Annotated in this window: 18 protein-coding genes and 1 pseudogene; 4 read left to right on the forward strand and 15 right to left on the reverse strand. The window is 69.0% G+C overall.

Translation table 11 applies throughout. The features are described 5' to 3' along the window. Nucleotides 1-7: 7 nt before the first annotated feature. The 5 genes from AC5Y7E_RS12405 to AC5Y7E_RS12425 form a co-directional block, all read right to left on the reverse strand. Nucleotides 8-1,033: a nitronate monooxygenase gene (locus tag AC5Y7E_RS12405; RefSeq protein ID WP_499919818.1), complete on the reverse strand. Its 1,026-nt coding sequence runs from the start codon at nucleotides 1,031-1,033 to the stop codon at nucleotides 8-10. A gap of 75 nt (nucleotides 1,034-1,108) precedes the next feature. Next, nucleotides 1,109-2,491 (reverse strand): M16 family metallopeptidase, encoded by a 1,383-nt coding sequence (locus AC5Y7E_RS12410; protein ID WP_499949150.1) that lies wholly within the window; start codon nucleotides 2,489-2,491, stop codon nucleotides 1,109-1,111. Continuing rightward, on the reverse strand, nucleotides 2,469-4,733 hold the full coding sequence (locus AC5Y7E_RS12415) for a polyribonucleotide nucleotidyltransferase (RefSeq protein ID WP_499919285.1): 2,265 nt from the start codon (nucleotides 4,731-4,733) through the stop codon (nucleotides 2,469-2,471). The genes AC5Y7E_RS12410 and AC5Y7E_RS12415 overlap by 23 nt, the downstream gene beginning before the upstream one ends. Before the next feature lie 355 nt (nucleotides 4,734-5,088). After that, on the reverse strand, nucleotides 5,089-5,358 hold the full coding sequence (gene rpsO, locus AC5Y7E_RS12420) for a 30S ribosomal protein S15 (RefSeq protein WP_007775081.1): 270 nt from the start codon (nucleotides 5,356-5,358) through the stop codon (nucleotides 5,089-5,091). A 144-nt stretch (nucleotides 5,359-5,502) separates the two neighbouring features. Continuing rightward, nucleotides 5,503-6,477 (reverse strand): bifunctional riboflavin kinase/FAD synthetase, encoded by a 975-nt coding sequence (locus tag AC5Y7E_RS12425; RefSeq protein WP_499919283.1) that lies wholly within the window; start codon nucleotides 6,475-6,477, stop codon nucleotides 5,503-5,505. 114 nt (nucleotides 6,478-6,591) lie between these two features. Here AC5Y7E_RS12425 and mntR point away from each other — a divergent pair, with 114 nt between their 5' ends. Then, nucleotides 6,592-7,284 carry a manganese-binding transcriptional regulator MntR gene (mntR, locus tag AC5Y7E_RS12430; protein ID WP_067127210.1) on the forward strand — a complete coding sequence of 231 codons (693 nt, stop codon included), beginning with the start codon at nucleotides 6,592-6,594 and terminating at the stop codon, nucleotides 7,282-7,284. Between the two features lie 81 nt (nucleotides 7,285-7,365). Here the strand turns inward: mntR and AC5Y7E_RS12435 are convergent, their stop codons facing one another. The 5 genes from AC5Y7E_RS12435 to pptH all read right to left on the reverse strand — a co-directional run bounded on the left by AC5Y7E_RS12435 (nucleotide 7,366) and on the right by pptH (nucleotide 12,433). Beyond that, nucleotides 7,366-8,613, reverse strand: coding sequence for an acyl-CoA dehydrogenase family protein (locus tag AC5Y7E_RS12435; protein WP_499949151.1), 1,248 nt, complete (start codon nucleotides 8,611-8,613; stop codon nucleotides 7,366-7,368). A 7-nt stretch (nucleotides 8,614-8,620) separates the two neighbouring features. Then, nucleotides 8,621-9,811 carry a lipid-transfer protein gene (locus tag AC5Y7E_RS12440; protein ID WP_499949153.1) on the reverse strand — a complete coding sequence of 397 codons (1,191 nt, stop codon included), beginning with the start codon at nucleotides 9,809-9,811 and terminating at the stop codon, nucleotides 8,621-8,623. Between the two features lie 74 nt (nucleotides 9,812-9,885). Then, a complete protein-coding gene (gene truB, locus AC5Y7E_RS12445; protein ID WP_499949154.1) occupies nucleotides 9,886-10,782 on the reverse strand; it encodes a tRNA pseudouridine(55) synthase TruB in 897 nt (298 codons plus the stop codon). Next, nucleotides 10,779-11,459, reverse strand: a complete 681-nt coding sequence (pptT, locus tag AC5Y7E_RS12450) for a 4'-phosphopantetheinyl transferase PptT (RefSeq protein ID WP_499949156.1) — start codon at nucleotides 11,457-11,459, stop codon at nucleotides 10,779-10,781. Before pptT ends, truB begins: the two co-directional genes overlap by 4 nt. Continuing rightward, nucleotides 11,456-12,433 carry an ACP phosphodiesterase PptH gene (gene pptH, locus AC5Y7E_RS12455; protein ID WP_499919278.1) on the reverse strand — a complete coding sequence of 326 codons (978 nt, stop codon included), beginning with the start codon at nucleotides 12,431-12,433 and terminating at the stop codon, nucleotides 11,456-11,458. Before pptH ends, pptT begins: the two co-directional genes overlap by 4 nt. Before the next feature lie 160 nt (nucleotides 12,434-12,593). On the opposite strand from pptH, the gene AC5Y7E_RS12460 reads away from it, so the two are divergent. Beyond that, nucleotides 12,594-13,181 carry a DUF3558 domain-containing protein gene (locus AC5Y7E_RS12460; protein WP_499949158.1) on the forward strand — a complete coding sequence of 196 codons (588 nt, stop codon included), beginning with the start codon at nucleotides 12,594-12,596 and terminating at the stop codon, nucleotides 13,179-13,181. A gap of 28 nt (nucleotides 13,182-13,209) precedes the next feature. Here the strand turns inward: AC5Y7E_RS12460 and AC5Y7E_RS12465 are convergent, their stop codons facing one another. Next, nucleotides 13,210-13,770, reverse strand: a complete 561-nt coding sequence (locus AC5Y7E_RS12465) for a DUF1802 family protein (protein ID WP_499949160.1) — start codon at nucleotides 13,768-13,770, stop codon at nucleotides 13,210-13,212. Then, nucleotides 13,767-14,036, reverse strand: a complete 270-nt coding sequence (locus tag AC5Y7E_RS12470; protein WP_499949161.1) for a DUF2277 domain-containing protein — start codon at nucleotides 14,034-14,036, stop codon at nucleotides 13,767-13,769. The genes AC5Y7E_RS12465 and AC5Y7E_RS12470 overlap by 4 nt, the downstream gene beginning before the upstream one ends. A 102-nt stretch (nucleotides 14,037-14,138) precedes the next feature. Here AC5Y7E_RS12470 and AC5Y7E_RS12475 point away from each other — a divergent pair, with 102 nt between their 5' ends. Beyond that, entirely contained in the window at nucleotides 14,139-14,888 is a 750-nt protein-coding gene (locus AC5Y7E_RS12475; RefSeq protein ID WP_499949163.1) for an enoyl-CoA hydratase, read from the forward strand. 57 nt (nucleotides 14,889-14,945) lie between these two features. Further along, complete coding sequence (locus AC5Y7E_RS12480; RefSeq protein ID WP_499949165.1) at nucleotides 14,946-15,527, forward strand: hypothetical protein; 582 nt, start codon at nucleotides 14,946-14,948, stop codon at nucleotides 15,525-15,527. Here the strand turns inward: AC5Y7E_RS12480 and AC5Y7E_RS12485 are convergent. From AC5Y7E_RS12485 to infB, 3 genes and pseudogenes are all read right to left on the reverse strand, one after another. Continuing rightward, on the reverse strand, nucleotides 15,524-16,489 hold the full coding sequence (locus AC5Y7E_RS12485; RefSeq protein ID WP_499919817.1) for a DHH family phosphoesterase: 966 nt from the start codon (nucleotides 16,487-16,489) through the stop codon (nucleotides 15,524-15,526). The genes AC5Y7E_RS12480 and AC5Y7E_RS12485 overlap by 4 nt on opposite strands. A 27-nt stretch (nucleotides 16,490-16,516) precedes the next feature. Further along, nucleotides 16,517-16,994 (reverse strand): annotated as a pseudogene (gene rbfA, locus AC5Y7E_RS12490) (30S ribosome-binding factor RbfA); the annotation flags it as partial. 12 nt (nucleotides 16,995-17,006) lie between these two features. Next, complete coding sequence (infB, locus tag AC5Y7E_RS12495) at nucleotides 17,007-19,748, reverse strand: translation initiation factor IF-2 (protein ID WP_499949167.1); 2,742 nt, start codon at nucleotides 19,746-19,748, stop codon at nucleotides 17,007-17,009. Between the last annotated feature and the right edge of the window lie 19 nt (nucleotides 19,749-19,767).

A 19,767-nucleotide genomic window follows, 5' to 3' on the forward strand; every position in this document is an offset into this window, starting at 1 on the left:
CGGGGCGTTAACTTGTCGCCGCGAGACTGGCGATGATGTCGGCCGCGGGGCCCGCGCACGCGTTCTTGAACGACGTTCCGGCCCACAGCGGCATCCCGTTGGGATCCTCCATGGCGGCGGCCGCTTCCCGTATCGGCGAGGTCATCTGGTTGACCTCGGGGTAGCCCAACGGCGCGACGTGATCGAGCATGCGGGTGAAATCGTTTTCCAGGCCGCGCGCGTAGCGGCCCGAGAACGCCCGCGTGACAACGGTCGTGGCGAACAGCGGGTTCTTCAGGGCGACCCGGTGCGCGGCGTTGGTGCCCGCCTCGTCGGCGAGCAGTAGCGCGGTGCCGACCTGCGCCGCCACCGCTCCCCTGCGCAGCGCGGCCCCCACTTCATCGGCGGTGCCCAGTCCGCCCGCCGCGATGATCGGCACGTCGTGCGCGTTGCGGATGCGGTCGATGAGCTGATGCAGCGACTCGTTGGCCGGTTCCATGTCCGGTGCGAAGGTGCCGCGGTGCCCGCCGGCCGCAGGCCCCTGAACCACGAGGCTGTCCGCGCCGGCGGCGACCGCGATTCCCGCCTCGTAGGCCGACGTCACGGTGACCATCACCAGCAGGCCCAGGGCGCCTAGCCGCCGGATCACGTCGGGTGGCGGCACGCCGAACGTGAAGGACACCAGCTCGGGCCGAAGGTCGGCGACCACCTCGAGCTTCTGCTCCCACTCGTCGTCGTCGCCGTGCTGCGGCTGACCGACCTCCACCTGGTAGTGCTCGGCGATTTCTTCGAGTTCGGCCGCGTAGTAGTGCAGGGCCACCCAGTCGGCGACGCTGGGTTGGGGCACGAACAAGTTCACCCCGAGCGGGCCGGTGGTGGCCTTGCGCGCCGCGGCGATGTCGTCGGCGAGTTGCTCGGCGCTGCGATGCCCGCCGGGCACGAAACCGAGCCCACCGGCATTGGTCACCGCGGCCGCCAACGCGGGAGTCCCGGGCCCGCCGGCCATGGGCGCGCCCACGATGGGCACGGGGATGTCCCAAAAGCCCAGCACCATCTGGCCCAGTACCATTCGGCTAGTCCGTCGACGGCGAGCGCCGGCCCGGCGCGAGTGTGGAGGCGGACATGCGAGCTACGTTACCATCGCCCGAAGTTGTTGGGGCAGTGACCGTTTGGCGGCATAGGGACCAAGAACCGCGGCGCCGTAGCGCTGCCCGAGCAGCTTGTGCGCCACCGCGTTGACCTCCTCGACGGTCACCTGGTCGATCTGGCGCAAGGTGTGCTCGATGCTGCGGTGTTTGCCGTAGTTGAGTTCGTTGCGGCCCAACCGGCTCATCCGCGAGCTGGAATCCTCCAGGCCGAGCACCAGACCGCCGCGCAAGGATCCCTTGGCGATGCGGCATTCCGATTCGGTGATGCCGTCGCGTGTCACCGAGTCGAGCACGTCGCGCGTCACCGCCATCACTTCGGCGAAGCGTTCGGGTTGGCAGGCCGCATAGACGGACAGCGCGCCGCTGTCGGCGAAGACGTCCACCGTCGAGTACACCGAGTAGGCCAGCCCGCGCAGCTCTCGAACCTGCTGGAACAACCGCGAGCTCAGGCCGCCGCCCAGCGCGGTGTTGAGCACCGACAGCGCCCAGCGATGCTCCCAGCCACGCCCGGGCGTGCGGACGCCCAACGACACGTGAGCCTGCTCGGCGTCCCGGTTGCCCAGCAGCAGAACGGGGCGACCTGTGACCCGTCCGGCACCTTTGCGCGGCGCGATGGGTTCGCGGCCGCGAACCAGATGCGGCCCAAAATGCCTGCGCACCAACGCGACCACCTCGTCGTGGTCGACATTGCCGGCCACCGCCACCACCATCCGCTCAGGCGTGTAGCGCCGGACGTGAAACGAGTGCAGCTGATTTCGGGTCATCGACGCCACCGACCGTGCGGTGCCGATGACGGGACGGCCCACCGGGTGGTCGCCGAAGAGCGCGCTCAGGAACATGTCACCGAGCGCGTCCTCGGGGTCGTCGTCGCGCATCGCGATCTCTTCGAGGACCACGTCGCGTTCCAGCTCGACATCGCCTGCCGCACAGCACCCGTTGAGCACCACGTCGGCGACCAGGTCGACGGCCAGCGCCAGGTCGCTGTCGAGCACGTGCGCGTAGTAGCAGGTGTGTTCCTTGGCGGTGAACGCGTTCAGCTCTCCCCCGACGGCGTCCATCGCCTGGGCGATGTCCACCGCGGTGCGGCTGGGAGTGGACTTGAACAGCAGGTGCTCGAGGAAGTGCGCGGCCCCGGCGACCGTGGCACCCTCGTCGCGCGAGCCGACACCGACCCACACCCCGACCGATGCGGATCGCACCGAGGGCAGGTACTCGGTGACCACCCGCAAGCCACCCGGCAGCGTGGTACGCCGCAGCGCGGCCTGGGGTGCCGATTCCGCCTCGGCGGCCTTGCCCCGGCGCAGGGCGCCGGCCCGACCGGGACGCGTCCCGGCCGGCGAGTCAGCTGCTCGCCGTTGCGGCATCGGCAGGGGCGGCCGCCGGAGCGTCGGCGGAAGCCGCGTTGTCTTCCTCCACCAGGACCAGCGAGATCTTGCCACGCTTGTCGATGTCGGCGATTTCGACGCGCAGCTTGTCGCCGACGTTCACCACGTCCTCGACCTTGGCGATCCGCTTGCCCTTACCGAGCTTGGAGATGTGCACCAGGCCGTCACGCCCGGGCAGCAGCGACACGAACGCACCGAAATCCGTTGTCTTGACCACGGTTCCGAGGAACCGTTCGCCGACCGTGGGCAGCTGCGGGTTCGCGATGGCATTGATGCGGTCGATCGCGGCCTGCGCCGAGGGCCCGTCGGTGGCGCCGACGAACACGGTGCCGTCGTCCTCGATGGAGATCTGCGCGCCGGTCTCCTCGGTGATGCCGTTGATCACCTTGCCCTTGGGCCCGATGACCTCACCGATCTTGTCCACCGGAACCTTGATGGTGGTGACCCGCGGTGCGTACGGGCTCATCTCGTCGGGCTGGTCGATCGCCTCGGCCATGACCTCCAGGATGGTCAGCCGCGCATCCTTGGCCTGCCCCAGCGCGCCCGCCAGCACCTGCGACGGAATGCCGTCGAGCTTGGTGTCCAGCTGCAGCGCGGTGACGAAGTCCTTGGTGCCGGCGCACTTGAAGTCCATGTCGCCGAACGCGTCCTCGGCGCCCAGGATGTCGGTCAAGGTGACGAAGCGACGCTCGGTCTTGCCGTCGACCTCGACGTCATCGGAGACCAGACCCATCGCGATGCCGGCCACCGGAGCCTTCAGCGGCACACCGGCATTCAGCAGCGACAGGGTGGACGCACAGACCGACCCCATCGACGTCGAGCCGTTGGAGCCCAACGCCTCCGACACCTGACGGATGGCGTACGGGAACTCCTCGACGCCGGGCAACACCGGGATCAGGGCACGCTCGGCCAGCGCGCCGTGCCCGATCTCGCGCCGCTTGGGCGAGCCCACGCGGCCGGTCTCGCCGGTGGAAAACGGCGGGAAGTTGTAGTGATGCATGTAGCGCTTCGCGGTTTCCGGTCCCAGCGAGTCGATCTGCTGAGCCATCTTGACCATGTCGAGCGTGGTCACACCCAGGATCTGGGTCTCCCCGCGCTGGAACAGGGCGCTGCCGTGCGCCCGCGGCACCACGGCGACCTCGGCCGACAACGCGCGGATGTCGGTGATGCCGCGGCCGTCGATGCGGAAATGGTCGGTCAGGATGCGCTGGCGCACCAGCTTCTTGGTCAGTGACCGGTAGGCGGCGCTGACCTCCTTCTCGCGACCCTCGTAGGTCCCAGAGTCTCCAGTGAGCCGCGCCAGCACCTCGGCCTTGAGCTCGTCGGTGCGCGCGTCGCGCTCGGCCTTGCCGCCGATCGTCAGCGCCTTGGCCAGCTCGTCGGTGGCCACCGAGGCCACCGAGTAGTAGACGTCTTCCTGGTAGTCCGGGAACGTCGGGTACTCGCCGACGGGCTTGGCGGCTGCCCCGGCCAACTCCTCCTGCGCGGTGCACAACACCGCGATGAACGGCTTGGCCGCCTCGAGTCCCTCGGCCACAACGGTTTCCGTCGGCGCCTGGGCACCACCCTCGACGAGCTCGATGACCTTGTCGGTGGCCTCGGCCTCGACCATCATGATCGCGACGTCACCGTCGACCTTGCGGCCGGCCACCACCATGTCGAACACCGCCCGCTCGAGTTGCTCGACCGTCGGGAACGCCACCCAGGTGCCGTCGATCAGCGCGACCCGCACGCCCCCGATCGGACCCGAGAACGGCAGGCCGCTCAGCTGGGTCGAGGCCGACGCGGCGTTGATCGCCAGCACGTCGTACAGGTCATTGGGGTCCAGGCTCATGACCGTGACCACGACCTGGATCTCGTTGCGCAGGCCGGAGACGAACGACGGGCGCAGCGGCCGGTCGATGAGCCGGCAGGTCAGGATCGCGTCGGTGGAGGGACGGCCCTCGCGACGGAAGAACGAACCGGGGATGCGACCGGCGGCATACATCCGCTCCTCGACATCGACGGTCAGCGGGAAGAAGTCGAAGTGCTCCTTGGGGCTCTTGCTGGCGGTGGTCGCCGACAACAGCATGTTCTCCTCATCGAGGTACGCGACCACGGCGCCAGCTGCCTGCTGGGCCAACCGGCCGGTCTCGAAACGGATGGTGCGGGTGCCGAAGCTCCCGTTGTCGATGGTGGCGGTCGCCTCGAACACGCCCTCTTCAATTTCAGCGACAGACATAGACGTCCGTACGGCCTCTCTTGTATTCAGCTTTTTCGCGTGACCACGCGCGAACCGCAGGCCGACGGCCACGGGTCACCCGCGGGAGGCGCTGAGTCTGAATACGGCTACGGCCATCGATCGAAGCGGCCGACCTGCCCCAGATCCGGAGAGCCCGGCAGCCACTACCGAAGACCGCCCGATGCAGACTGGGCTGCTCCCTCGGGGGTGCGTAGTGACACGCTGGAACGGCACACGCGGATCTGCGTGACCGCACCGTTTGCTCGGGCCGAACCGGCCCAGAACGTCCTTACTCTACACGGGCGACCTCTGCCCGCGATATTGCTCGATTGCGCCGGCGCTGGCGCCGCCTGCCTCAGCGACGCAGGCCCAGCCGCTCGACCAGCGAGCGGTACCGCTCGACGTCGATCTGCGCGACGTACTTGAGCAGCCGGCGCCGGCGTCCGACCAGCAGCAGCAGCCCGCGCCGCGAGTGGTGATCGTGCTTGTGCACCTTCAGGTGCTCGGTCAGGTCGGCGATCCGCTTGGTCAGCAGCGCGACCTGCGCCTCGGGCGACCCGGTGTCGGTTCCGTGCAGGCCGTAGTTGCCCAGGATTTCTTTTTTCTGCTCGGCTGTAAGCGCCACGAACTATCTCCATCAATCGGTCCGCGAAAGGTAAATGTTCAAGGCGCGGCCACCGCGAACCGCAGCACGCGCCGATGTCGTCCGGCAGTTTAGCAGCGGTGCCGGTGCCGGGCACAAACCGCGGGGCACCCCTGCCGCAGCGCCTCAACCCGCCGACAGCAAGCCCCGGGCCCGCTCCGTGTCCTTGCCCATCGCAACCACGAGCTCCTCGATGGAGTCGAACTTCTGCTGGCCGCGGATGCGGGCGACGAAATCCAGGGCGACATGCTGACCGTAGAGATCGGCGGTGGTGTCCAGGACGAAGGCCTCGACCGTCCGGGTGCGCCCGGAGAACGTCGGATTGGTGCCGACGGAGACCGCCGCTTGGTAACGCTCACCGGGGACGACGGTGCCGGTGGCCGGTCCGTGGCCGAGCACGGTGAACCACGCGGCGTACACGCCGTCGGCCGGAATCGCCGAGTACATCGGCGGCGCCACGTTGGCGGTCGGGTAACCCAGCTCGACGCCGCGTCCGTGGCCGCGGACCACGACACCTTCGACGCGGTGCGGGCGGCCCAGCGCCTCGGTGGCCGCCACCATGTCGCCGGCGTCCACGCAGGACCGGATGTAGGTGGACGAGAAGGTCACGGTCTCGTTGCTGTGATGCTCGGACAGCAGCGACATCGACTCGACGGCGAACCCGAAGCGGTCGCCGGCGCGCCGCAGGGTCTCGACGTTGCCGGCCGCCTTCTTTCCGAAGGTGAAGTTCTCCCCCACCACGACCTCCACGACGTGCAGGTGCTCCACCAGCAGCTCGTGCACGTAACGCTCCGGGGTGAGCTTCATGAAATCGGTCGTGAACGGCATCACCAGGAAGACGTCGATGCCCAGCTCTTCGACCAGTTCGGCGCGCCGGGTCAGCGTCGTCAACTGCGCGGGATGGCTGCCGGGGTAGACGACTTCCATGGGATGCGGGTCGAACGTCATCAACACGGTCGGGACGTTGCGGGCCCGCGCCGCCTTCACCGCATGGGCGATTAGCTCGGCGTGGCCGCGATGCACGCCATCGAACACACCGATGGTGAGCACACACCTGCCCCAGTCCGTGGGTATCTCGTCTTGGCCGCGCCACCGCTGCACGCCCGCAAGCCTACGGCGCCGGGTCGTCCGCCGGGAGATGGGAGAGGGGCTAAGCCCGGCCACGGTTTCGGGGAACGCGCCGGATCAGGCGTGGGTTGCCTAAACTTTCTGGTTGTGAGGGCTGACGAAGAGCGTGGCGGTATCACCGCGGTCGGCCAGGACTACCTCAAGGTCATCTGGAATGCCCAGGAGTGGTCGCTGGAGAAGGTCAGCACCAAGATGCTGGCCGAGAAGATCGGGGTGTCGGCCAGCACGGCCTCGGAGTCCATCCGCAAGCTCGCCGAGCAGGGCCTCGTCGACCACGAGAAATACGGTGCGGTGACGCTGACGGAGGCGGGGCGGCGGGCGGCGCTGGAGATGGTGCGCCGGCACCGGTTGTTGGAGACCTTCCTGGTCAACGAGCTCGGTTACGCCTGGGACGAGGTGCACGACGAGGCCGAGGTGCTCGAGCACGCGGTGTCCGATCGCCTGGTGGCCCGCATCGACGCGAAGCTGGGCTTCCCGCGCCGCGACCCGCACGGTGACCCGATCCCGGCCTCCGACGGGCAGGTGCCGACCCCGCCGGCCCGCCAGCTGTGGGCGTGCGACGACGGTGATTCCGGCACGGTGGCGCGAATCTCCGACGCCGACCCCGAGATGCTGCGCTACTTCACCGACGTCGGCATCAATCTCGACTCCCGGCTGCGGGTCCTGACCCGGCGCGAATTCGCCGGCATGATCTCGGTCGCGATCGACTCCGGCGACGGCGCCGAGACGACGGTCGACCTGGGCAGCCCCGCCGCCCGGGCCATCTGGGTGACGGCCTAGCCATTTCGGTTCGCCGAGCGTGACGTCACGGCGAAATTCCGCGACTTTTCCCGCCCTCAGTGCACGTTCGGCGAACGAAGGTCAGGTGCTCAAGAGCCCCTTGGCGATGTGGGTGACCTGCACCTCGTTGCTGCCCGCGTAGATCATCAGCGACTTGGCGTCGCGGGCCAGCTGCTCCACCCGGTACTCGGCCATGTACCCGTTGCCGCCGAACAGCTGTACGGCCTCCATCGCCACCTCGGTGGCGGCCTCCGACGAATACAACTTGATCGCCGAGGCCTCGGCCAGTGTCAGCGGCTTGCCGGCCTGTTGGCGCTCGATGGTGTGAAAGACCATGTTCTGCACGTTCATTCGGGCGATCTCCATCTTGGCAAGCTTCAGCTGGATCAGTTGAAATTGCCCGATGTTCTTGCCCCACAACGTCCGGCTCTTGGCGTAGTCCACGCACAGCCGGTGGCATTCGTCGATGATGCCCAGCGCCATCATCGCGATGCCGATCCGCTCGGCGGCGAAGTTGGCGCGCGCGCTGTCGCGGCCGTCGCCGTCGGCGTGCTGTTCGCTCTCGCCGAGCAGCCGGTCCGGGCTCAGCCGCACGTTGTCGAAGAACAGCTCGCCGGTCGGCGAGGACATCATGCCCATCTTCTTGAACGGCTTGCCTTGGGTCAGGCCCGGCATGCCGGCATCGAGCACGAACACCAGCACCGGCCGGTTGCGCTTGTCGTCGGTCGAGCCGTCGTCGAGCTTGGCGTACACGACCAGGACGTCGGCGCAGGGTCCGTTGGTGATGAACGTCTTCTGCCCGTTGAGGATGTAGTCCTCGCCGTCGCGCTTGACGTAGGTCTTCATGCCGCCGAACGCGTCCGAGCCCGAGTCGGGCTCGGTAATCGCCCACGCCGCAATCTTTTCCAGCGTCATCAGCTCGGGCAGCCAGCGTTCCTTCTGTGCCAGCGTCCCCCGGCTCATGATGGTCGCCGCGCCCAGGCCCAGGCTCACCGACGCGGTGCTGAGCAGACCGATGCTGACCCGGGCGATCTCGGACACCAACACCGCGATCATCGACCCCTGCGCGCCGCCCCCGAAACCGCTTGAGTCATCCGGATTTTCGTCGAGCTGCTCGCCGTTCTGCTTGGCGTGCTCGCGGTCCAGCATCTTCTTGACCGACTCGGCGGCCATGGCGTCGAGACCGAACTGGCTGAACAGCTTGCGCACGATCGGATACGGCGACATTTCGCCGGTTTCCAATTCGTCCAGATGCGGGCGAATCTCTTTGTCCACGAACTGCCGAACGGCGTTCTGGACCATCAGGTCGGTGTCGGACCACTCGATCACGGCACCCCTACCGCTCGGCGCGCTGGTAGGCGGTGACGACGGCGGCGCCGCCCAGCCCGATGTTGTGTTGCAGTGCGGCGCTGACGTTGTCGACCTGACGCTTGTCGGCCGTCCCGCGCAGCTGCCAGGTCAGCTCCGCGCACTGCGCCAGCCCGGTCGCGCCCAGCGGGTGTCCCTTCGAGATCAGGCCGCCGGACGGGTTGACCACCCAGCGGCCGCCGTAGGTGGTGTCGTTGTTGTCGATCAGCTTGGGCGCCTCACCGGGACCGCACAGGCCGAGGGCCTCATAGAGCAGCAGTTCGTTGGCCGAGAAGCAGTCGTGCAGCTCGATCACCTGGAAGTCCTGCGGCCCGAGTCCGGATTGCTCGTAAACCTGTTGTGCGGCTTGAACATTCATGTCATAGCCGATGAGATTCTTCGCGCTGCCGTCGAACGTCGACGCGGAGTCGGTGGTCATGGCCTGGCCGACGATCTGGACCGCCTGGCCGGCCAGCCCGTGGCTTTCGACGAAGCTTTCCGAGGCCAGGATGGCCGCGCCCGAACCGTCCGAGGTCGGCGAGCACTGCAGCTTGGTCAGTGGATCGGAGATCATCCGCGCCGCCAGGATGTCGTCGAGCGTGTAGGACTCCTGGAACTGGGCGAACGGATTGTTGACCGAGTGCTTGTGGTTCTTGTAACCGATCTTGGCGAAATGCTCTGCGGTGCTGCCGTATTGCCTCATGTGCTCGCGCCCGGCGGCGCCGAACATCCATGGGGCGACGGGCATCGCGAACTCGTCGATCGCGGCCATCGCCTTGACGTGCTTGCCCATCGGCGATTCGCGGTCCTGGGCGCCCCCGCTCAGCGAGCCGGGCTGCATCTTCTCGAAGCCGAGCGCGATCGCGCAGTCGACGATCCCGCCGCGGATGGCCTGCGCCGCCAGGAACAGCGCCGTCGAGCCGGTGGAGCAGTTGTTGTTGACGTTGACGACCGGGATGCCGGTCATCCCCAGCTCGTAGAGCGCCCGCTGCCCCGACGTCGAATCACCCGCGACGTAGCCGACGTAGCCCTGCTGAACCTCGCGGTAGTCGATGCCGGCGTCGTTGAGGGCATTGGTTCCCGATTCCCGGGCCATGTCGGGATAGTCCCAGCCTTCACGGCGGCCCGGCTTCTCGAACTTGGTCATGCCAACGCCGACGACGTAAACCTTGTTGGACATCCTTGTCCCCTTCCGTAGGCCGCCTAGACACCTCAGTGTGCAACCTAGCCCAACCAACCGTTCGGCCGGGGCGGTTACAGCGTCGCCGGGCGGATGACCACCACCGGCTTCGTGCGCGCGCCCTCGTCGCGCAGCAGCGCCATCACCCGGCCGTCGGGGTCACAGGCGGCATAGACGCCCTCGATCCCCGCCGCCTCGAGGGCCCGCCCGTTGCCGGTCGCCTCGGCTTGTTCGGTCGACAGGTCGCGGCGCGGGAAGATCAACAGGCAGGCTTCGTCCAGGGTGTAGCTGAGCCGCGGGCGCTCCGCCAGTTCGTCGAGCGGGCAGGCCTGATCGAGCCCGAAGCGCCCGACGCGGGTGCGCCGCAACGCCGTCAGGTGCCCGCCCACCCCGAGGGCGGCGCCGACATCGCGGGCCAGGGCCCGGATGTAGGTTCCCGACGAGCAGTCGACCTCGACATCCAGGTCGACGAAATCGTCGCCGCCGGTCCGGATGTCGCACACCTCGAACCGGTCGATGCGCACCGGCCGGGCGTTGAGCTCGACGGTGCGGCCCTCGCGGGCCAGCCGGTAGGCGCGCTTGCCGTCGACCTTGATAGCGCTGACCGTCGACGGAACCTGTGCGATGTCGCCACGCAGGCCGCCCACGGCGGATTCGATCGCCTCACTCGTCAGGTGCCGCGCCGAGACGCTGCGCACCAAGTCACCCTCGGCGTCGTCGGTCGACGTGCTCTGGCCCAGCCGGATGGTGGCGGTGTACGACTTGGCGGCCGCGGTCAACAGGCCGAGGATCTTGGTGGCGCGCTCGACGCCGATCACCAGCACGCCGGTGGCCATCGGGTCCAGCGTCCCCGCATGCCCCACCCGGCGGGTGGAGAAGATCCGGCGGCAGCGGCCGACCACGTCATGACTGGTCATCCCGGGCGGCTTGTCGACGACGACTATGCCGGGCCCGCTGGGGCTTTCGCTCATAGCACGATCGCGGTGAGCACCAGCCCGCGCTCGACCGACCACCGGCCCCGCAGCGCGGTCAGCGGCGGGCCCGACAGCGCCTCCGGATCGATCAGGATCTTGGAGACGAACACGCCGGTGGTTGCCCCGTCGGGCGGGTCGAGGTCGAACACGACATGCGCGTCCTCGAAACCCAGCCACCGCTTGGTCAGCGGGAACCAGGCCTTATACGTTGCCTCCTTGGCGCAGAACAGGATTCGGTCCCAATGCAGCCCCGCGGGCAAGGCGGAGAGTTCGTGTCGCTCCTCGTCGAGCGCGATCGCGTTCAGCACGCCATCGGGCAGCACGTCGTGCGGTTCGGCGTCGATGCCCACTGAGCGCACCGCGTCGGTGCGGCCCACCACCGCACCCCGATAACCCGTGCAGTGGGTGAGGCTGCCCACCACGCCGTCGGGCCAGCACGGTTCGCCCTTGTCGCCCTTGAGGATCGGCACCGGCGGCAGCCCGAGCTCACCCAGCGCGACCCGGGCGCAGTGCCGCACGGTGATGAACTCGTTGCGCCGTTTGGCCACCGACTTGGCGATCAGCGGCTCCTCTTCGGGCAGCGGCGCGAGATCGGGCGGGTCGGAATACACCTCCGAGTAGGCCAGGCCGTCCGCCTCGGGCAGTACAGCGGAAACCAGCGAGTCGACAGTCATCGTGATTGCCTCTGCCGCAACCGTTCCCGGAACTGCGCGGCCTGACGCCGCATCTCGGGGGTGATCTCGAAGTGGCCGCCGAAGTCGTTGAGGTCGCCCGGCGCGTACTGCGGATCCGGCAGCACCTGTCGCAGCCAGCTGGGCGGCCTGCGCCGCCGCCACTCCCGCGGATAGCCGACGGACACTTCCTCGAAGCGCACGTCGTCATACCAGGTGGTCCGCGGGATGTGCAGGTGACCGTAGACCGAGCAGACGGCGTTGTAACGGGTGTGCCAGTCGGCGGTCTTGGTGGTGCCGCACCACAGCGAGAACTCGGGATAGAACAGCGCGTCGCAGGGTTCGCGGACCAGCGGGAAGTGATTCACCAGGACGGTCGGTGTCATCCAGTCCAGCTCTTCGAGGCGGGCACGGGTGATCTCGAGACGCTCTCGGCACCACGCCTCACGGGTGGCGTACGGCTCCGGGGAGAGCAGGAACTCGTCGGTGGCCACCACGTTGCGCTCGCGCGCGATGGTCAGGCCTTCGGCTTTGCTCGTGGCCCCGTCGGGCAAGAAGCTGTAGTCGTAGAGCAGGAACATCGGCACGATCGTGGCCGGACCACCGCGCTCGGTCCACACCGGGAACGGGTGCTCGGGCGTGACCACACCCATCTCGTCGCACATGTTGACCAGGTACTCGTAGCGCGCCTTGCCGAAGACCTGCACCGGGTCGCGGGTGGTGGTCCACAGCTCGTGGTTGCCCGGCACCCAAATCACCTTGGCGAAGCGCCGTCGCAGCAGGTCAAGGGCCCACCGAATCTCGTCGGTGCGTTCGGCGACATCGCCGGCGACGATCAGCCAGTCGTCCGGATGGGACGGATGCAGCGATTCGGTGACCGGCTTGTTGCCGAGGTGACCGGTGTGCAGGTCGGACACCGCCCACAGCGTCGGTTGCCCACCGTTGGTCGATTCCTGCCCCGATGTATGCCCAGCCACGAATAACCACCCTAACGACCCGAACCGGGCAAGCCCGTTTCGCGGGCGTCGTTTCGGGCGGCGGGCGGGTGAGTTGGAACAAGTTCAGGTTTGCCTGTGGCGTCGCCCGCGGGACTTGTACACTCCCCCAAAAAGGACCGCTGGGGCGTCAGGGGGTGTCGTGTTCGCCAATGTTCGTCTGGTGGGGGCGCTGGGGGCGCTGCTCACAGCGGCCATCGGGGGCACGGTGGGTGTGTTGACCGCCCCGGCCGGGCCGGACGCCGGCGGTGGGTCCGTCGAGCTGAGGTCGACCGCCCAGCCGATGGAAACCACCATGAAGAGCCCGATCGTGGCGACCACCGATCCGCGCCCGTTCGACGCGTGCGAGGACATTCCGTTCGATGTGATCCAGCGGCTCGGGCTGGGCTTCACGCCGCCCGAACACGAAGACGGGCTGCGCTGCCACTTCGACGCCGGCAACTATCAGGTGGCCGTCGAGCCGATCATCTGGCGCACCTACGAGGCCTCACTGCCCGCCGACGCCGTCGAGACGACGATCGCGGGTCACCGCGCCGCGCAGTACTGGGTGCTCAAGCCGACCTACCACAACAGCTACTGGTTCTACTCCTGCATGGTCGTGTTCAAGACCAGCTACGGGGTGCTGCAACAGGCGCTGTACTACTCGACCGTCTATTCCAATCCCGAGGTCGATTGCATGCAGACCAACGTGCAGCGCGCCAACGACCTCGCGCCGTATTACAAGTTCTGATTCCAGTCGCGCGGCACCGGCCGAGTTGTCAGCCCACCGCGGCGCGGACCCGGGCGGCGACTGCGGCCAGCGCTGCGTCATCGTGCACCGGCGCCCCCAACGGCGCCTGCACCGGCAGCTCCACCCAGCTCTTGCAGCCGCCGTATTCCGCGGCCCGCATCATGCGCACCGGCTCGACCAGTGGGCTCACCGACACCACCAGGACGGCCAGCCTGTGCTTGGGGCGGAAATCGAGCCGGCCGGCGCGCACCGAATCGGCGGTCCAGATGTGCAGGTCCTCGATCGCCGAAAGGCCATCCGGGCGCTCAACCGGCACCGCCGCAACAACTTTCGCGGCGGCCCGGATCACCAATTGCTCGTCGGTGCTGTCGGCGGCGGCGGGCGCCAGCAGGTCTTGATGCTCGGCGCGCACGCGCTCGGCGTGGCTGTGCGCGACCGTCGGGAACAGCAGGAATTCGCGAGCGGCCAGTTCGAATCGCTTCTCCCCGATGCCGCCCTTGCGCAGCAACACCCGCTGGCGGCCGTCCAGCAGGGCGTGCACCGCGGCGCTCCACTCCTTGAGCGCGGGAACTGTTGTGGTGACGGTCATTTGGCCCCCGCCATCCGCGCCACCACCTCGGGGCGACGCAACGGCGGAACCGTCTTGGGCGGCTGGCGCCGCGGCGGCAGCTGCCCCAGCAACCGCGTCGTCGTCTCGGTGACCTCGACGACCGCCGCCTCGAACGCATCGACGTTGGCGGCCGAGGGGTGGGTGATGCCGCTGACCTTGCGCACATATTGGCGGGCCGCCGCCGCGATTTCCTCGGCGGTGGCCGCTGGCTGCAGGCCGCGCAGTTCGGTGATGTTTCGGCACATCTTGTCCACGATAAGCGTTGCTCGGTGCCGCCGCTCCCCGGCGAAATTGGCCGCGGTGAGGCGCCCGCCCGACCGTGCCGGGCGACTGGCTACGGTGAGCTGATGACCGACGAGATCCTGCTGATCGACACCGACGAGCGAGTGCGCACCCTGACCCTCAACCGGCCCCAGTCGCGCAACGCGCTGTCGTCGGCGTTGCGGGACCGCTTCTTCGGCGCGCTGGCCGACGCCGAAACCGACGACGACGTCGACGTCGTCATCGTCACCGGCGCCGACCCCGTGTTCTGCGCGGGACTGGATCTCAAGGAACTGGGTGGCTCTTCGGCGCTACCAGACATCTCGCCGCGCTGGCCGGCGCTGACCAAGCCGGTGATCGGCGCGATCAACGGCGCGGCGGTGACCGGCGGGCTGGAGCTGGCGTTGTACTGCGACATCCTGATCGCCTCGGAGAACGCCCGGTTCGCCGACACGCACGCACGGGTGGGGCTGCTGCCCACCTGGGGCCTGAGCGTGCGGTTGCCGCAGAAGGTGGGCGTCGGGCTGGCCCGGCGGATGAGCATGACCGGGGACTACCTGTCCGCCGCCGACGCGCTGCGCGCCGGCCTGGTGACCGAAGTGGTGGCGCACGACCAGCTGCTTCCCGCCGCCCGGGCCGTGGCGGCATCGATCGTCGGAAACAACCAGGACGCGGTGCGGGCGCTGCTGGCGTCCTATCACCGCATTGACGACGCGCAGACCAGCGCGGGGCTGTGGCAAGAGGCGACGGCGGCCCGGCAGTTCCGGACCAGCGGGGACGACATCGCCGCCAACCGGGAGGCCGTGCTGCAACGCGGGCGCTCGCAGGTGCGCTGACGTGGCGATCTGCACCAGTCCGGCCCGGCGATCCGGCCCAGCCCATACGATCAGTTGATGCACGCCGTCGTCGGGATCGCCGTGAGGCTGCTGGTCGGCCTGGCGCTGGCGGCCGTGTCGGCGATCGCGGTGTTCGCGTCGCCGGCGGGCGCGCTGCCGCCACCGGGATTTCCCAACCTCGACGCCTTCACCGCGGTGCCTGCCGACGGCTACCTGGGCACCGGCGCGCCGGGAAGCCCGCCGCGGGTCAGCTTCTCCGCCGGTCCCGCCCTGGTCTGTGATTTCTACGGCGGGCCGCCGCCCGTGCCGCAACCGTCGCAGGACATCAAGTGCAAGGGCGACATGCCGGGAATGGACGACGTCCCCATTCCCGGGGGGCGCTCACGACCGGGCGACTGCGTGGTCGGATCGGTGGATTTCAAGGGACCCGGCTACCAATTGAGCCGGATGTCCTACAGCGGATGCGACGGTAACCCGGCGCCGCTGCCGGCCGGCGGCAAGGCGCTGGCGCCCGGCCAGAAGTTGACCTACCTCAACGTCACCTGCGCGGTGGGGGCCGACGACCTCGTCGCCTGCCTGGACACCACCAGCGGCGACCACGGGTTCGTGGTGCAGCGCTCGGGCAGCTGGGCGTTCTAGCCGAGCGCGTTGCGCAGCGACGCCACCGCGTCCTCGATCGTGCCGCTGGTCGAATAACCGGCCGCCAGCCGGTGCCCGCCACCGCCGAACCCGGACGCCACCGACGCCAGGTCCACCGCGGCCTTGGCCCGCATCGACACCGACCACTGCCGCGGCGCGACCTCCTTGAACACCGCGGCGACCTCCGCCTGCTGCGTGGTCCGCACGATGTCGACGATGCTCTCGACTTCCTCGGGGCGTGAACCGGCCCAATCCTGGTGGGCGACAACGGCGTACACCAGTCCGAGGCCGCCCGCGGCGTCGGGGAGCAGCTGGGCCGAGGCCAACACCCGCGACAGCAGCGGCAGCCAGCCGAACGGGTGGCTGTCCATCAGGGTGCGGCTGATCGCGGCGTTGTCGACGCCGCCGTCGACCAGCCGGGCGGCCAGCCGTAGGGCGCGCCCGCTGGCCCAGCGGAATGAGCCGGTGTCGGTGGTCAGCCCGGCGTAGATGCAGTGCGCGACATCGGAATCGATGGGCTTGCCCCAGGCGTCGAGAATGTCGGCGATCATCATCGTGGTCGAATCGGCTGACACATCGATGAAGTTGGCGGTGCCGAACACGTCGTTGGAGGCGTGGTGGTCGATCACCAACACCTCGTCGGCCGCTACCGCCAGGTCGCTCAACGCGCCGAGCCGCTTGACGCTCGGAACGTCAACGGTGACAACCAAATCGGCGTCGCGACGCATCGCGTCCGGACTGACCAGCAGGCGGCGGCCGGGCAGCGTTGCCAGCGACTCGGGCAGCCCCGCCGGCTCGGCGAAACTGACCTCGACCCGCTTGCCGCACTTGTCCAGCACCAGCCCCAGCGCCAGCCCGGCGCCGATGGTGTCGGCGTCGGGATGCACGTGTGCGATCACCGCGACGGAGTCGGCCCCCGACAGCAATTCGACCGCACCCGCGGCATCGACGCGCGCCCCCATCCTGGAGCCGCCCAGTTCAGTGTTCGCGTTGGTCGTCGTCACGGATACTCCCGTCGAAGCCGGGCTCCACGCCCGATCCGCTGTCCCGGTATGGATCGGCCTCCCCAGCCGGCTTGGCGCCGGAACGAACCCGCGCCAGATCAGCGTCCGCAGCACGCGCACGCGCCAACAACTCGTCCATCCGCTGCACGTTGTCCGACGTGGTGTCGCGGGCGAACGTCAGCGTGGGCGTGAAGCGCACGCCGGTGCCGGCCCCGACCATGGTGCGCAGCGCGCCCTTGGCCCGTTCCAGGGCGGCCGCGGCGGCCGCGTAATCCGGCTCGTCGTCCAGCGTGCGCCCCATGACCGTGTAGAACACCGTCGCATCGTGCAGATCGGCGGTCACCTTCGTGTCGACGATGGTGACACCCTCGAGCCCGGGATCCTTGATCTCGAACTCGATCGCCGAGGCGACGATCGTGTTGATCCGCTTGGCCAACCGGCGCGCCCTGGCCGGGTCAGCCATGCCGGCCGCCCATCAGGTGCGCTCTTTCTGGACCAACTCGTAGGACTCGATGATGTCGCCTTCCTTGAGGTCGGAGTACCCCAGCGTCATACCGCACTCGAAGCCCTCGCGAACCTCGGTCACGTCGTCCTTCTCCCGTCGCAGCGAGGTGATCGAGAGGTTGTCGGTGACCACGATGTTGTCCCGCAGCAACCGCGCCTTGGCGTTGCGGCGCACGATGCCGCTGCTGATCATGCAGCCGGCGATGATGCCGACCTTGGAGGACCGGAAGATCGCCCGGATCTCGGCGCGGCCCAGCTGGTTCTCCTCGTAGATCGGCTTGAGCATGCCGCGCAGGGCCTTCTCGATCTCGTCGATCGCCTGGTAGATCACCGAGTAGTAGCGGATCTCCACACCCTCGCGGTTGGCCAGCTCGGTGGCCTTGCCCTCGGCGCGCACGTTGAAGCCGATGATCACCGCATCCGAGGCCGATGCCAGGTTGACGTTGGTCTCGGTGATGCCACCGACACCGCGGTCGATGACGCGCAGCGCCACCTCGTCGTCGATCTGGATACCCATCAGGGCCTCTTCCAGCGCCTCGACCGTACCGGCGTTGTCGCCCTTGAGGATCAGGTTGAGCTGGCTGGTTTCCTTCAGCGCCGAGTCCAGGTCCTCCAGGCTGATCCGCTTGCGGGAACGCGCCGCCAGCGCATTGCGCTTGCGGGCGCTGCGCTTGTCGGCGATCTGGCGGGCGATGCGGTCCTCGTCGACGACCAACAGGTTGTCACCCGCGCCGGGCACCGACGTGAAACCGATGACCTGCACCGGCCGCGACGGCAGCGCCTCTTCAACGTCGTCGCCGTGCTCGTCGACCATGCGGCGAACCCGGCCGTACGCGTCGCCGGCGACCACCGAGTCGCCGACCCGCAGCGTGCCGCGCTGCACCAGCACCGTGGCGACCGGACCGCGACCGCGGTCCAGGTGCGCCTCGATCGCGACACCCTGGGCCTCCATGTCGGGGTTGGCCCGCAGGTCCAGGGCCGCGTCCGCGGTCAGCAGCACCGCCTCGAGCAGCTGCTCGATGTTGGTGCCCTGCTTGGCCGAGATGTCGACGAACATCGTGTCGCCACCGAAATCCTCTGCCACCAAACCGTATTCGGTGAGCTGCCCGCGGATCTTGGCCGGGTCGGCGCCCTCGACGTCGATCTTGTTGACCGCCACCACAATCGGCACGTCGGCCGCCTGGGCATGGTTGATGGCCTCCACCGTCTGCGGCATGACGCCGTCGTCGGCGGCGACCACCAGGATGGCGATGTCGGTGGCTTTGGCACCGCGGGCACGCATCGCGGTGAACGCCTCGTGACCCGGGGTGTCGATGAAGGTGATCGGCCGTTCGACGCCGTCGTGCTCGACGGCCACCTGGTAGGCGCCGATGTGCTGGGTGATGCCACCGGCCTCGGCCTCGCGCACGCTGGCGTTCCGGATGGTGTCCAGCAGTCGGGTCTTACCGTGGTCGACGTGACCCATTACGGTCACCACCGGTGGCCGGGTCTGCAGGTCTTCCTCGCCGCCCTCGTCCTCGCCGTAGCTCAGGTCGAAGGACTCCAGCAGCTCGCGGTCCTCGTCCTCCGGGCTGACGACCTGCACGACGTAATTCATCTCGCTGCCCAGCAGCTCGAGCGTCTCGTCGCCGACCGACTGGGTGGCCGTGACCATCTCGCCGAGGTTGAACAGCGCCTGCACCAGCGAGGCCGGGTTGGCGTTGATCTTGTCGGCGAAGTCGGACAGCGACGCGCCGCGGGCCAGCCGGATCGTCTCGCCGTTGCCGTGCGGCAACCGCACACCACCGACGACGGGCGCCTGCATGTTCTCGTACTCGGCGCGTTTCGCCCGCTTCGACTTGCGGCCCCGTCGCGGCGCACCGCCGGGACGGCCGAAAGCGCCGGCGGCACCGCCGCGCTGGCCGGGACGGCCACCGCCGCCACCGCCACCGGGGCGGCCACGGAAACCGCCGCCACCGCCGGGCGGGGCGCCGACTCCGCCGCCTCCGCCGCCGCGGTAGTTGCCGCCACCTCCGTCACGGCCGCCGGGACCACCGGGACGGCCACCGCCGGGACGCGGGGCGCCGGGGCGGGCCGGACGGCCCGGTCCGCCGGCACCGGCGGGCCGGGGCGGCATGTTGCCCGGCGACGCGCCACCGGGCCGGGGCGCACCCGGCCGGGGCGCCCCGGGACGCGGCGCCTGCGGGCGCGGAATGGGCCGGTCGACGGGTTGCGCCGACGAGAAGGGGTTGTTGCCGACGCGCGGGGCGCGGGGCTTGGGCATCGGGCCCGGTCGCGGCGCCGGAGTCATGCCTGGGCGCGGCGCCTGGCCCGGCGGCTGCCCGGGCACGGGCGGTTTCGGCTGCCCCGGAGACGGCGCCGACGGCCGTGCGGGGGCCGGGCCCGGGCGGGCCGGGGCCTCGGCGGAGGCCGAAGGGGCGGCGGGCTTGGCGGGGGTCGCCGTCGCTTCGCCGTTGCCGATGGCATTGTCGAGGGCCTGGTCGAGCGACTTGTCGGGGGCCTTGGCGGCGGGCGCCTTGGCCGCTTTCGCGGGGGCCTTCTCGGCGGCCTTGCCGCCGCCGAAGGATTCGCGCAGCCGGCGAGCCACCGGGGCTTCTACCGTCGACGACGCTGATTTAACGAATTCGCCCTGATCATTCAGCCGGGCGAGGACTTCCTTGCTGGTGACACCGAGTTCCTTAGCCAACTCGTGTACGCGGGCCTTACCTGCCACTACATCTCCTGTCTATGAG

The organism is Mycobacterium sp. NGS17, from assembly GCF_059813205.1.